This is a genomic window from Arthrobacter sp. TmtSoilC79 (assembly GCF_059739405.1).
The window spans coordinates 946599-960036 of sequence record NZ_AP046051.1 but is presented as its reverse complement, the minus strand read 5'-3'; the positions used below and the strand labels follow the sequence as shown (position 1 = coordinate 960036).

Sequence of the window (13438 nt, the reverse complement as noted above, 5' to 3'; positions counted from 1 at the left end):
GCACCGGCGATGCCCCTGGCATCAGATAGAGTGCGCGCCATTCGATCGAGCTTGGTCACCACGAGCGTATCGCCGACCGGCTTGCGGACAGCATTCTGAGGCTCACGAGAGGTCGGTTTAGGTATTCGGACTGGTTTTACCCCAGACGAATGGAGGTTGGTTGGCCCGAGCTGTGGCGAGCTCGTCGCATGTCGACTAAAAGTTGGTCATGTATCGAGGCCGGCCCAGGAGTAGCGCTTCGAGAAACAGAAGGTCTGTGTGTCACCAGGGCAGGTAGTCGGGAGCTTCGTCGACGAGTCCTTCGTGCCTTGACGTCAGGCGAGTCGCCTTAGGAGCAGCGCTACACACGGTGGAACTCATCCTGAAGCTATTGTCGACAGCGTGAGTCTCGTGACCGAAGAGAATGGAACGAACCTTGGCGAGTGATGATGGTGTGGGGTCGGGCGTCGGGAAAAGATCATTGGATGGGCGAACTCACTAAGGGAGACCTGCGGTTAGGGAAGAAGGCTGTTAGGTTCAAAACCGTTCTTTGTGCAATCGGATTTGTGCTCGGTCTGGGGATCACGATTTTCGTGCTTTTGAGTGTCCCCTGGGACACCCGAATGCCCTACGACGGGAAATTCAGTCGGGATGGGAGCGGCATACCGATGCAGATCGCCATGCTTCCCTGTTTGGCACTCCTTTTTGGTTTGTGGCGCTCCGGGAGGAAGCTTGACGCGCATCATATGGGCAAAGGGTCGCGCATCGCTTATTACATCCTCGCGCCGACTCTCATCGTGGGGTGCGTCTGGGGCCAGTGGGTTATGGGGGAATCGATCCTGACCGCCGGTGGATACTTCACTAGGTAGAGGCCCACGGGAGCAGCCAGAGGTTTCGGTAGATCTGGTGCCGAGGTTGCCGTCGATTTACTGTTCCAGCTCCCCAGACCCGGAAGACCGGTACATGGGCACGTAAGAAGGGCCGACGTTGGGAAAGTACTTTGAGCATGAAGTTTTTTGGGGCTTCTACCTGGAAGACAGTTGGGTACTGGACATCTATGCAAGCCGAGGACAGCTTGTCATCACGGCGGAGTTCGTACTGACCGAGGAACACCCCTCATATGCTCCGGCACGCTTCGGAGAGCAATACTGTTACCGCAAGGGGGTGCTGGTGTTCGAAGGTGTAAAAGATCTGACTTGGACGGGTCAGCTCAGTTCCCGGCCTTCGCGTGACCCTGACGGGTCAGTTGACTACGGCAATATCGACTCACTCATCATCGAGGGAGACCACTACACCGTTGAAGGTGGTCTCGGCACAATCGGCCTCCACGCTGCATCCATCCGCGTGGCACTGGTCTCGGACGGCACGATTCTCACTTCGCCCGGCGCCGCTACCAACCTCTAGCGCGCGTCCGGTGAAGGATCCAGTTACGCTCGTAGGCAAGGCTATGAAGGATCATCAGGCAACCTTGTCCAGGTTCTGCTCCTACTCCGTCGAAGTCTACGGGCAGCATGCCTGCTCGCCTGGCCTGCCCAAGACGCTTCTTCGATAGCAATGATGACGTTGTCATCGACCTCGCTGGCGGGAAGTGAAGCCAGCCAGGGCACGGAAAGGGAAGTCCAATAGTCCATCTGAGTCGCCACCGCTGTCCTCGGAATCGCTGCCAACGGAACTGCTGAAAGCAATGGCCCAGACAACATGGACAACTCACGCTCACACGCTCCAAGTTCAGCTCGGACTTCCTCGTAAGGACGTTCAAGACACGGAAGCAGCCCTATCGGAATCTCCAGATCGAGCTGCCTTTTAGGCCGCGTCTCATCACCTATGTAGAGGACGTCCCCAACGAGACCGAGCCATGAGTGTTGCCCAAGCCTAAGTATCCGGGTCCACGATGGGTGCATTAGACCAGTGTGAAATACGGAAGACGGGACTGCAATGACGAAAACCGGGCCATCGCCGGTGGAGTGGAGCGCCATCCGGTAATGAATCCTTAAGACCGCACGCGACGTGTCCCTAAGCCCATCCTCTATGGAGCATAAATTCGCAGTCCAGACCACTTCTGACATTCGGTGCAGTCAGCTTCTGAAAATGACAGCTACTCAGACCCGTGGCGCTGCCGAAAGACACCTGTTGCTAGAGGTCGACGTCGCGCAGCTTCTCCGTGTCCCAGGGGACGGTCCAGCCCAATTCGTCAAAAAGCCCGCTCAGGATCATCCCGGTAAAGCCCCACACCAGCACTCCGTTCACAGTGAAGCCAGGACTGGTGTAGGTGCGGCCGAAGCGGGTGATGGTGGCGGTGACGCGATTGGCTGGATCCAGGAGGTCGCGCACCGGCACCCTGAACACTTGCGCGGACTCAGCGAAGTCCACTACGCGGACCGGCGATGGCTTGTCCCACCAGCCCAGCACGGGAGTCACCCGGAAATTGCTGCGGATCAGCCCGAGCTCGGGAATGACGCCGAGCACACGGACACCGCTGGCGTCGAGCCCGGTTTCCTCGACGGCTTCCCGCAATGCCGCAGCCACCACCGACTCATCCTCCGGGTCCACCATGCCGCCAGGGAAGGCTACTTGGCCGGGATGGTCATCCAGGGTGTGTGCGCGCTCCAACAAGAGGACATCAAGGTCCGCCGGGGCTATGGGGCGCTCGGACTCTGCGGGTACGTCATCAAGCACGCCGAAGAGCATGAGCACCGCGGCAGGCCTGTTGGTTTCGGGGATGACGGGGAGCTTCTCCCACAGAGCAGAGTGCTGCTGTTCGCCGGCCTCGAACCGGGTCACCAGCGCCGAGAGTTCTTCAAGCGCGGTCACCCGGGCCTCCTTTGCGATTCCATGCGGATCTCCGCGGCGCGGTGGGTCTCCGCCAACAGTTTGTCCAGCAGTGCCTCATTGCCCGGGGCGAGCTCGTACTTCAACAGCTTGGCTGCTTTGACCGGATCCGTCTCGCCGTCGCCGTAACTGGGGCAGAGGCTGGCCACAGGGCAGGCACCGCAGGCGGGCTTCCTGGCGTGGCACACCCTGCGGCCGTGGAACACCACGCGGTGCGACAACATGGTCCAGTCCCGCGGTTCAAACAATTCCGCGACGTCGAACTCGATCTTCACGGGATCATCGGACTCCGTCCATCCGAATCGGCGGGCCAACCGCCCAAAGTGCGTGTCCACCGTGATTCCGGGGATGCCGAACGCGTTGCCCAGTACCACGTTGGCGGTTTTCCGACCGACGCCGGGCAACGTCACCAGGTCCTCCAGCTTGCCGGGAACCTGGCCGTCGTACTCGTCCACCAGCCGGTTGCTGAGTGCCAGAACGTTCCGCGCTTTGGCCCGGAAGAAGCCGGTGGGCTGAAGGATGGTCTCCAGTTCCACGGGATCGGCCTCCGCCATGGCCCGCGCATCCGGGTACCGGGCAAACAGGATCTTGGTGACCTGGTTGACCAGGACGTCCGTGGTCTGTGCTGACAGGACCGTGGCCACCACCAGCTCAAACGGATTCCGGAAGTCCAGTTCCGCGTGCGCGTACGGATACTTTTCCGCCAGGACCCGGTTGATCTTGCGGGCCCGGCGTTTGAGTGCGAGCAGCGAACCAGCTTCAGCGATGGCCACGGGGTCCCTGCCTAGCCGCGTTCGATGTTGCTGAGCTCCCGAAGAACCCCAACCTTGCCGTCGGTATCCTGCACCAGGAACTCATGGCCGCGGTCCTCCAGCGCCAACACCCAGCCACCCGGTTCGATGGTGAAAGCAGGGGTGCCCGTGTGTTCGTCGTACGCAGTCCGCGGTTGGGCAACAGCGAACCAGAACGCCTCGTATTGCGGTGAGTCGGAGTCGTCCGGACGACTGGCGGGATCCACCGTGGCACCGATCGATTCGCTGACCCGACGGGTGTCGCCGGAAACGATGGGAGTGGCCATGGTGGCAGCCCACGGCTGTTGCGCGGCTGGCTGTTGAGCGGCGTGCTGCGTTGTGGCAGGTTCCGCCGCGTGCTGCGTTGTGGCTGGTTCGGCGGCGACAGGGGAAGTTGCGGCTTCCGGCTTCAGTTCAGGACCCTTCGCGGCTTCCGGTACCGGCTCAGCCGCAGAGGAAGGCGCGCTACCGCCGGCAGGAGCCGGAGCCGCCACGCCCGGGGCAGGGCTGCCCACGGTTTCCTGGTTGCTCGCGGCGGCGGAACCAACGGCTCCAGAGTGGCCTTCCGGAGCGCTGGCGGCCGGACTGACGTCCGCTGAATGCACGACGGCGGGTGCCTCCGCAGCGTCCGACGACGCAGTACCGTAGTTGGCCGGCGGAGCGAACGGGCTGGAACCTGTGGCCCCGGTACCGCCAGCGCCAACCCCACCGACAGCGGACGCACCAGCACCGCTGGAGGTTGGACCAGCACCGCTGGTAGCTGCACCAGCACCCGCGCCGGGAGCCCCGGCAACCGAATCTGCAGATTGCGAGCCGGAGTCGTGAGAGCCGGGAGCGTAAGAGCCGGATGCGTTCACGGAGGATGCATTACCGGCGGGAGCCTGGAAACCGGGGGCCGATCCAGTCATAGCCTGCCCTGCGGCCGGAGCGGGGGTTACGGGTTCCTTGGGTGCTTTGGGAGCGGCCGGCTTGCGGCTGGGAATTGCGGCCTCGCGGGCTACCACGTGGGCCGGGACTTCCGCGCGGCCCTTGAAATCAGCTGACAACCAGGGAAGGTGCGGGGCCAGGACGGTTGCGGCCAGAAGGCCCACTGAACCAATCAAACCGAGCAGCACGCCGCTATTGAACGAGTTGGCGATGGTCAGGAAGAAAAGCGGAAAGGCGAAGGACGCCGTGACGGACGCGAACTGGTCGACGGACAGTGAACCCACCCGGACGACGGTTCCCGGCTTCAATCTGCGGGCTACGAAGAGTGCCACCACAACCAGCGGCAGGATGATCCCCAGCAGCAGGAAGAAGAGGTTGCCAAGGTTCCAGAGGTTGTAGCGCTCTCCGAACATCGGCAGCAAGGACGCAACAAACATCAGCAGCGTTGAGCCGAAAACAGTGAGGTCCCGGATGGTGAAGGGTCCTGCGACGGCGTCGTATTTAGTGGCGTCTTTCTTGGCAGCATCAGGATTTGCACCAGGGGTGGCACTTGGTGCGGTGGCCGTTCCAGCCGTGGTCTCGGGCCCCGTTCGCGGTGTGTCGTGCGGGCCTGGGCTCAGCTGGTTCATCTATTTCTCCTTCGTACGGCGGCGTCCTGGGCAGTCCGGACAGGCGACCCCCGCAGGAATCCGCGGAAAACCGGCCACGCTCAAGGTGCGTCCCAGGACTTCTTCAGCCTATGCCACCCCACTGACAGGGTTCTAGCTGAAAACGGCCTTCCGGCTTCGCCCACAGCAAACTCCAAGGTTCCTTACAGAGTGCGGCCTGCAGTTGCCCCTTAACAGCGGCGGGCGGGAGCCGCCGTCGTACGTCATGTAAACGGTTCCCCACCGCCTGAGGCGCCATTCGTCGCTAAATCCGCGCCGCTCGCTGGCACGTTTGTGACGACGCACACGTAGGACCTTCCGAAGCGATAGTGTTGATGGCGGACAGCACTCTGCGGACCTTTCGGGGAGACGTTCGACGCCGACGACGGCCCGGGCGGGAACCTCGCGACAGGTTCCGCGCAGCAAAGATCGATGAATGATGAGGTTCACATGTCCCAGGACACCACCGGATCCACGGCCACCGCTGCAGCTTCAACTGCTCAGAACGGATCGGCCGCACACGTCGAGGCACTTGAAAACCTCCTCCACGAGAACCGCAAGTTCGCGCCCTCTGCAGAGTTCGCCGCGAACGCCGTGACCAGCGCTGACGCCTATTCAGAGGCAGAGGCAGACCGTCCCGCGTTCTGGGCCAAGCAGGCCCGCGAGTTGTTGACGTGGGACAAGGACTTCACCGAGGCGCTTGACTGGTCCAACCCGCCGTTCGCCAAGTGGTTTGTCGGTGGCGAGGTCAATGCTGCGTACAACGCGCTGGACCGTCACGTTGAGAATGGCCTGGGCGACCGCGTTGCCATTTACTTTGAGGGCGAGCCCGGGGACACCCGCACCTACACGTATGCGCAGTTGACCGAAGAAGTGAAGAAGGCTGCCAACGCTTTCGAGTCCCTCGGCGTGGCCAAGGGTGATCGCGTGGCTGTGTACCTGCCCATGATCCCCGAGGCCGTCATCACGCTCCTTGCCTGTGCCCGCATCGGCGCCGTGCACTCCGTGGTGTTCGGTGGCTTCTCCGCCGACGCCCTGCGTTCCCGGATCGAGGACGCCGAAGCCAAGCTCGTGGTCACCGCCGATGGCACCTACCGCCGCGGCAAGCCGAGCGCGCTGAAGCCCGCAGTGGACGAAGCCCTGTCCAAAGAAGGTCATACGGTCCAGAACGTTGTTGTGGTCAAGCGCAACGGCGAGGACGTCAACTGGGTGGAAGGCCGCGATCTCTGGTGGTCTGAAACGGTTGATAAGGCAGCAACCGAGCACACCGCCGTCGGGCACGACTCCGAGCACCCGCTGTTCATCCTTTACACCTCCGGCACCACGGGCAAGCCCAAGGGCATCCTGCACACCACCGGCGGCTACCTCACCCAGGGCGCCTACACGCACAAGGCCGTATTCGACCTCCACCCCGAAACGGACGTGTACTGGTGCACCGCCGACGTCGGATGGGTCACCGGCCACTCCTACGTCACCTACGCTCCGCTCATCAACGGCGCCACCCAAGTCATGTATGAAGGCACCCCGGACTCCCCCCACCAGGGCCGCTGGTGGGAAATCGTGGAGAAGTACAAGGTCTCCATCCTGTACACCGCCCCCACTGCGATCCGGACGTTCATGAAGTGGGGCCGGGACATCCCGGACAAGTACGATCTCTCCTCCATCCGCGTCCTGGGCTCAGTGGGCGAATCCATCAACCCGGAAGCGTGGATGTGGTACCGCGACGTCATCGGCGCCAACGCCGGCAAGAACGGTGAAAAGAAGGAACACCCGGCTCCGATCGTGGACACCTGGTGGCAGACCGAAACCGGCGCCCAGATGATCGCCCCGCTTCCCGGCGTCACGGCTACCAAGCCCGGTTCAGCCCAGGTTCCACTGCCGGGAATCGCGGTGGACGTCGTGGACGAAAACGGCCAGTCCGTGGCCAACGGCGAAGGCGGCTACCTGGTGGTCCGCGAACCATGGCCGTCCATGCTGCGCGGCATCTGGGGCGACCCGGAGCGCTTCAAGGACACCTACTGGTCACGTTTCGAGGCCATGTACTTCGCCGGCGACGGCGCCAAGAAGGACGAAGACGGCGACGTCTGGCTCCTGGGCCGCGTGGACGACGTCATGAACGTCTCCGGACACCGACTCTCCACCACCGAGATCGAGTCCGCCCTGGTCAGCCACCCATCCGTGGCCGAGGCCGCCGTGGTTGGTGCCGCGGACGAAACCACCGGCCAGGCCGTGGTGGCGTTCGTCATCCTCCGCGGTGACGCCGTGAACAACGGCGACGAAACCGTCCTGGAACTGCGCAACCATGTGGGCAAGGAAATCGGCCCGATCGCCAAGCCCAAGCAGCTCCTGATCGTGCCTGAACTGCCAAAGACACGATCCGGCAAGATCGTCCGCCGCCTCCTCAAGGACATCGCAGAAGGCCGCGACACGGGCGACGCCACCACACTGGCAGACCCCGGCATCATGCAGCAGATCGCGGATTCGCTCCGTAAGTAAGCAGTAAACGACGGCGCCGCCCACCTCCCGGGTGAGCGGCGCCGTCGTGCTTTGGAGCAGTTGCGTGACGCCCGCGTGACGACGCCGCGACCCAATGAGCCACCGGGCGGAGGGACCGCGTCCTAGACTGGAGCCAGACTCAGCCTCACCTTGAACGAGGCCCTCCAGAAAGGCCCTGATGCTTCAGGCAGCACGCCACTCAGCCATCATTGATGCCGTCCAGCGCGAACGCGTGGTCCGGGTCTCGGACCTCGCACAGTTGCTGGGGGTCTCCCCCATGACCGTCCGCCGGGACATCGAAGCACTGGAGGAAACCGGCCGCGTGGAGCGCATCCACGGCGGAGCCAAACTGCCCGGTGATGCAAGCACGCATGAGCCAGGGTTCGAGCTGAAGTCCACTCAGCTCACCGCCGAAAAGCATGCGATCGCCGTCGAGGCTGCATCCATGGTCCAGGAAGGCATGGCTATTGGCCTCAGCGCCGGAACCACCACGTGGGCCTTGGCGCAGGAACTGGTTCACGGGCCCCGCATCACCGTGGTCACAAACTCGGTACGGATCGCTGATCTCTTTCATCACGGATCGTCGTCCGGCCCCGCCCGCTTCGGCTCCACCGTGATCCTGATCGGCGGCGAGCGCACGCCCTCGGACGCCTTGGTGGGACCCATCGCTACCGCTTCCCTGAAGCAACTGCACTTGGATGTCTTGTTCCTGGGCGTCCACGGCATGGATGCCCAGGCCGGTTTCACCACGCCGAACCTGCTCGAAGCAGAAACGGACCGCGCCTTCATGGCCTCCGCCCGGAGCACCGTTGTCCTGGCCGATCACAGCAAGTGGGGCGTGGTGGGCATCGCTTCGATCGCCCAGCTGGAAGAGGCCGATGAACTGATCACCGATTCTCTGCTGGGCGAGGATGCCCGGCGGGTGCTGGCCGAGAATGTGGCGAAGCTAAGGATCGCCGGCGCCTGACTCATACCGCGGGTGGAGGCCGGGCGGCAGAGTTCAGCCGCGGGACTGACGCGGCCGGCCGGGGCAGACGGCGATGCTGGATATATGAACGCCATCCTCCACGCCCAGCAACTCACCAAGCACTACCCCGGCAGCATTGCCTTGGACCAGGTTGACTTCACGGCGAACGCCGGCGAGTCCATCGCGATCATCGGGCCCTCCGGCTCGGGCAAGACCACCTTGTTGCACTGCCTTGCCGGTATTTTGAGGCCCGACGCCGGTTCCATCACCTTGCACACGCCATCGGCGCCTTTGCGCCTGGATACTTTGGGAGACGCGGCGTTGTCCCGCCTGCGCCGGGAAGAGTTCGGATTCGTGTTCCAGCAAGGCATGCTCCTGCCGGAATTGACTGCCGTGGAGAACGTTGCGCTGGCCCTGATGCTCAACGGGACTGACCGGGCGTCGTCCGAGTCCCGGGCCGCCGAATGGCTTGGCGCCCTGGGCCTTGCCGGCATGGAGCAGCGCCGCTTGGGAGAGTTGTCAGGTGGGCAGGTCCAGCGTGTGGCGATCGCGAGGGCCCAGGTGACCGGTGCCCGGGTTGTCTTCGCGGACGAACCCACGGGCGCCTTGGACTCGGCGACATCCACCGAAGTCCTGGACGTTTTGCTGCGCTCCGTGGCCGCCAACGGACGGACACTGCTGGTGGTCACCCACGATCCCAACGTCGCAGCCCGGTGTCAACGGGTAGTGGAGCTGCGTGACGGCAGGATCGTGGCGGACAGTGGCGGACCCGTTCCGCCGTCGGCCCCTGTCCAGCCGGCGAAAGTCCCGGCAGCCGTGAATACCCCGGCCACCCTGAACACTCAGGCCACCAACACCCAGGCCACCAACTTCAAGGGTGCCTTCAATGTCTAGTCTTTCCATGGCCCTCCGGCTCACCCCTTACCTGGCGCGAAGCAGCGGCAGCAGCCTGCGCGAAACGGGCCTGCGCGATGCCGGACTTCCCGTTCTGGCCTTCGGCACGGTCACCGCCCTCCTGCTGACCGTGGCCGGTGGTTCACAGGTTTTCTGGTCCTGGTCCGACGACATCGCAGGTACTTACCAGGCGTTGGCCGTCGTCGCGATGGTCTTGCTCATCATCCCGCTCCTGACGCTGGGTGCCTCGGCCGCCCGACTCGCCGCCCGCCGTCGTGATGACCGCTTGGCGTCCCTGCGTTTGCTGGGTGCGGACAGCGCCACTGTGGTCTGGATGACTGTCATCGAGTCCACCGTGCTCGCGGCTGTTGGCGCACTCGCGGGCGCGGGACTGTACGCCTGCGCGGCGCCGTTCCTGGGTTTGATCCAGTTCCGGGGCCAGGCGATTGCCGGCCATGCGTGGCTGTCCGTACCGTCCATCCTGGGCTGCATTGCCGCCGTCTGCGTGCTGGCCGCAGCAAGTGCCGCCTTGGGACTTCGCAAAGTGGTGGTGACGCCGTTGGGAGTCAGGACACGGCAATCGGCCGACGGCGTCCATTGGGTTCGCGGGCTCATCGCGGCTGTTGTGGTGGTTGTGGGAGTGGTGGCGATGGGTATGCTCAGCAGCTTTGGCGGGTTCATTGTGATCGTGGCCGTCATGGGTGGCTGCTTTGGGCTGGCACTGCTGGCGTTGAACCTGATGGGTCCCTGGGTCTTGCGGTTGCGGGCGTCCTCGCAGCTCAAACGGGCCAAGCGCCCGGAACAACTGCTGGCCGCCCGGACCGTCCTGGAGAGTCCCAAGGAATCGTGGCGTCAAGTTGGGGGCGTCGCGATGACCAGCTTTGTGGGCGTTTTTGTGGGCGTGGGCATGGCCGTGGCAGACACCATGGGCTCCGGAGCGGACAACGAGGCTGCGTTGTTGGTGCGCGATATCAACACAGGCGTGATGATCACACTTCTGGGCTCGTTCCTGATGGTGGCCTGCTCAGCGGGCGTCAATCAGGCGGCGTCGGTGTTGGACCGGGCGTCCACCCTGGTGGCCTTGGACCGGGTGGGCATGCCGCGCAAGCTCATGGTGGCCTCGCGGGTGAAGGCTGTGATGTCCCCGCTGTTCCTGGTGGCCGGCCTTTCCGCAGCCGCTGCGGCCGCCCTGGTCCTGCCGCTGACGGGCATGGTGTTGTTGACCCAGCCCATTGTGCTCCTGACCATTGGCGGAGTGTTTGTGGCCGGTTTCCTGCTGGTCCGGCTGGCCGTCGCGGCGGGAACGGCTCAGATCAGCCAGGTGCTGGCCCGCCCGGAGCGCTACGCGAGCATGGACTCCTGACCCGACCAGCCGCCGTCGTAATCCCTTTTGGAGCCCCCTCCCCAAAAGCCCCCGCGAGGTGGCACTTAGTGACAGTGTTGGCGCAAAGTACTGTCATTAAATGCCACTTCGGCGGGGTTATTTGCAGCCGCAGGACTGCCGGATGATCAGCTCGGTGGGCAAGATATGGTGCTGCAGCTCGTCGCCGCGGCTCTTGCCAACCAGGGCCTGCACGGCAGCTTGGGCCATGGCCTTGACGGGCTGGGCCACAGTAGTGAGCGCGGGCCAGCTGTACTCGGAATCCAGGGAGCCGTCGAAGGACACCAGCGCAAGGTCCTCGGGCACCCGCACGCCGGCCTCATGAAGTGCCCTGAGGATACCGATCGCCTGCATGTCGTTGCTGGCGAAGATCGCTGTGGGGCGGTTGGCCATGGAGAGGAACCTCTTGCCCACCTCATACCCGCCCGGTCGGCTGAAGGGACCATGCAGCATGGGCCCGTCAGGCAGTCCCGCCTCACGCAGGGTCGCCAGCCAACCCACCTCGCGCCCGTCCAATTGGTTTCCGGTATTGGTGCCGATCGCCAGGCCAATGTTTGTGTGGCCGTGGCCGATCAGGTGCTCCACGGCGGCCCTGGCCCCAGCTTGCAGGTCAACACCCACACTGTTGAACCCAGGGGGTGAGCCCGCGTTGTTCAGCAACACCGCGGGGATCTCGGAGGCTTCGAGTTCGGAGACGTCGGGATCGAAAACACAACTGGCAAGGAACACACCGTCCACCTGCCGGGCAGCCAAGGTACGGATATTCTTGCGTTCGCGCGTCAGGCTTCCGTCCGAGTTGGTAAGCACCATGCCGAAGCCCATTTCCGCCGCAGCATCTTCCACGGCATGGGCCAAGTGGGTGAAGAACGGGTTGGTGTTATCCGGAACCACCACGCCGATGGTTTCGCTGGATCCCAGCTTCAGTGCCCGGGCGGCAGCGTTGGGCCGGTATCCGAGGACGCGGATGGCCTCGCGGACTTTGGCTTCCGTAGCCGGAGCCACGTTCTTGGGGCCACCGTTCACCACATAACTGACGACGGCGGTACTCACCCCCGCGTACCGGGCCACGTCTTTGCGTGTAACCGGGCCGCGCGAGGTTTGTACCGCCGAAGGTGTCATGAGGTAAATGCTAGCTACTCCACGGGGGCATCACCGAAGTCGCGGATGGGCAGTCGCTCCCCGCCACGCAGCGCGGACTCGTGGGCGATGATGCCGGGGAGGGTAAAGCGGGCAGCCACCCACGCGTTCACCGGGGGAAGAGACCGGTTGTTCACGGCTGTCACAAAGTCGTCCACCAGGAACTGATGGCTGCCCTCGTGTCCATTGGGTGCGCCCAGGAACTCCTGCGGGAGCCTGGACTGGTCATGCATCGGAGCCAGCCCCGAGATGAAGGCATCCCTCAACTCCGGCGCAACGTCTGCCAGGGAGGGGTCATCCAGGGACATGGTGGGTTTGGTTTCCACCTGCTCGGAGACGTCTTCCACGGTGGACTTGTCCTGCCACACCGTGGTGGTGGCAAGTTGTTCGAAGCTTGCCTCGGTGCCGAAGAACCGGAAGCGGGACTCACGGATATGCGATGGGTACCCGACGCGGCGCATCTCGTTGGTGCGCATCGCACCGCCGTCGTTCATTTCGAACAACGCCGTGGCGTTGGAGAAGTCGTTGGCGAACATGCTCACGTCCTTATCGAAGACGCCATCGCCGCGCTGGTCCTTCACCCCGATGCAGCTGACGCTGACGGCGTGGCCAGGTACGGCGCCGAGGACGCCACCAATGGCATGTGTCGGGTAGAGCATGGGCGGGTAGCTGGCGGTTTCCTTCCACCGCTCTCCGCCGCTGTACTGATAAGCCTCGTAGAAGCCGAGGTCCATGTCATGGACGTAATCGCCCTCCGTGTAGAAGATACGGCCGAACTTGCCTGCCGCGTGCTGCTGCCGGGCGAAGACCGTAGCGGGGTTGTAGTAGCTGGTCTCTCCCATGGCGTAGACCAGTTTGGTCTCCCGGACGGCCTCGATGATCCGTGCAATCTCCTCTTCGGAAACGGCCATGGGCACTGCTGAATAGACGTGCTTGCCGGCCCTGAGGGCGCGCTCCACCAAGGGGCCGTGGGTCCACCGCTGCGTAAAGATGGCGACAGCATCGACGTCGGACTCCAGCAACTCCTCAAAGCTGCCCTTGACGCCATCCAATCCCCAGCGCTCCTGCGCTGCAGTTGCCCGTTCGGGGAGTTCATCCACCGCGTACACGGCGCTGACGCCCGGGTGGAGCTTGAACAAATGGGCGAACTGGCTGCCGAACTGCCCTACACCCACAACACCGATCGAAAACGTCATTGTTTACCTTTCCTGGGGCCGTTGAAGCAGCCTCCGCGTGTACTTCCTTGATTTCCCGTCGAGTCTCGCATCGGAATCTACTCGAGTCAACAGAAACAACATTTGTGAACATTTTTCCCCAAAAGTTTGCGCCAGCTCTTGCTATGCTCAGATCTACTCGTGTAGATTCACCACCAGTTGTTACGCACATCACA

At 63.5% G+C, this 13438-nt stretch carries 11 protein-coding genes; 6 read left to right on the top strand and 5 right to left on the bottom strand.

All coding sequences use genetic code 11. From position 1 onward, the window contains the following. The first annotated feature begins 464 nt into the window (after nt 1-464). Nucleotides 465-848 (top strand): hypothetical protein, encoded by a 384-nt coding sequence (locus AC6JA3_RS04555; RefSeq protein ID WP_091549684.1) that lies wholly within the window; start codon nt 465-467, stop codon nt 846-848. A 118-nt stretch (nt 849-966) separates the two neighbouring features. After that, nucleotides 967-1383: a hypothetical protein gene (locus tag AC6JA3_RS04550; RefSeq protein WP_091549683.1), complete on the top strand. Its 417-nt coding sequence runs from the start codon at nt 967-969 to the stop codon at nt 1381-1383. 729 nt (nt 1384-2112) lie between these two features. Here the strand turns inward: AC6JA3_RS04550 and AC6JA3_RS04545 are convergent. From AC6JA3_RS04545 to AC6JA3_RS04535, 3 genes are read right to left on the bottom strand one after another with little or no spacing between them, the layout of a single operon-like run. After that, entirely contained in the window at nt 2113-2790 is a 678-nt protein-coding gene (locus AC6JA3_RS04545) for an NUDIX hydrolase (RefSeq protein WP_347782691.1), read from the bottom strand. After that, complete coding sequence (gene nth / locus AC6JA3_RS04540) at nt 2787-3581, bottom strand: endonuclease III (RefSeq protein ID WP_347782690.1); 795 nt, start codon at nt 3579-3581, stop codon at nt 2787-2789. Before nth ends, AC6JA3_RS04545 begins: the two co-directional genes overlap by 4 nt. An 11-nt stretch (nt 3582-3592) precedes the next feature. Continuing rightward, complete coding sequence (locus tag AC6JA3_RS04535) at nt 3593-5155, bottom strand: hypothetical protein (protein ID WP_497919925.1); 1563 nt, start codon at nt 5153-5155, stop codon at nt 3593-3595. Nucleotides 5156-5623: 468 nt separating this feature from the next. Between AC6JA3_RS04535 and acs the strand changes: the two genes are divergently transcribed. The 4 genes from acs to AC6JA3_RS04515 all read left to right on the top strand — a co-directional run bounded on the left by acs (nt 5624) and on the right by AC6JA3_RS04515 (nt 10893). Beyond that, the gene (acs, locus tag AC6JA3_RS04530) at nt 5624-7669 is read left to right on the top strand and encodes an acetate--CoA ligase (RefSeq protein ID WP_026541379.1); all 2046 of its coding nucleotides are present in this window, start codon (nt 5624-5626) and stop codon (nt 7667-7669) included. A gap of 178 nt (nt 7670-7847) precedes the next feature. After that, nucleotides 7848-8636, top strand: coding sequence for a DeoR/GlpR family DNA-binding transcription regulator (locus tag AC6JA3_RS04525; protein ID WP_026546546.1), 789 nt, complete (start codon nt 7848-7850; stop codon nt 8634-8636). Between the two features lie 84 nt (nt 8637-8720). Beyond that, the gene (locus AC6JA3_RS04520) at nt 8721-9530 is read left to right on the top strand and encodes an ABC transporter ATP-binding protein (RefSeq protein ID WP_347782688.1); all 810 of its coding nucleotides are present in this window, start codon (nt 8721-8723) and stop codon (nt 9528-9530) included. Nucleotides 9531-9537: 7 nt separating this feature from the next. Then, entirely contained in the window at nt 9538-10893 is a 1356-nt protein-coding gene (locus AC6JA3_RS04515) for an FtsX-like permease family protein (RefSeq protein ID WP_431768476.1), read from the top strand. A gap of 117 nt (nt 10894-11010) precedes the next feature. On the opposite strand, the gene AC6JA3_RS04510 is transcribed toward AC6JA3_RS04515, so the two are convergent. Together AC6JA3_RS04510 and AC6JA3_RS04505 are read right to left on the bottom strand one after the other, a co-directional pair. Further along, nucleotides 11011-12030: a LacI family DNA-binding transcriptional regulator gene (locus tag AC6JA3_RS04510; protein WP_497919924.1), complete on the bottom strand. Its 1020-nt coding sequence runs from the start codon at nt 12028-12030 to the stop codon at nt 11011-11013. Nucleotides 12031-12044: 14 nt separating this feature from the next. Beyond that, nucleotides 12045-13244, bottom strand: a complete 1200-nt coding sequence (locus AC6JA3_RS04505; protein ID WP_497919923.1) for a Gfo/Idh/MocA family protein — start codon at nt 13242-13244, stop codon at nt 12045-12047. Nucleotides 13245-13438 lie beyond the last annotated feature (194 nt).